Annotated in this window: 1 protein-coding gene; it reads left to right on the top strand. The window is 50.9% G+C overall.

Annotated elements, in window-relative coordinates; translation table 11 throughout:
- On the top strand, nt 1–192 hold a 192-nt coding region (locus JYA52_RS00260; protein ID WP_205651164.1), incomplete at its 5' end, for a hypothetical protein.
- Nucleotides 193–279: the final 87 nt, after the last annotated feature.

Raw genomic sequence — 279 nt, 5'->3', positions numbered from 1 at the left:
GTTTCAACTGTGCTGTTGTTACAGCTGTGGTGTTGTTATTTTGTTGTGGTTTTTGTTCCCTGGGCAACTTACCGTGTGACGGGTTTGTTGGTTGGGAACCACATAGTGGACGCAAGCAGTCTTGTTTCTTTTTACCACCCCCTGGTGCGAACCCCTTTTGAAGTTGGGTTTGCGGGGTGGTGTGTGGTGTAAGTTATCGGCCTATTAGTACCGGTCAGCTTCACGAGTCGTTAGTCCTCGCTTCCACATCCGGCCTATCAACCCAGTGGTCTGGCTGGG

This window comes from Arthrobacter pascens (assembly GCF_017052465.1).
In the GTDB taxonomy this organism is placed as follows: domain Bacteria; phylum Actinomycetota; class Actinomycetes; order Actinomycetales; family Micrococcaceae; genus Arthrobacter; species Arthrobacter pascens.
Note: the sequence above shows the minus strand (reverse complement) of the source record. Positions and strands in the feature narration are given on the sequence as shown.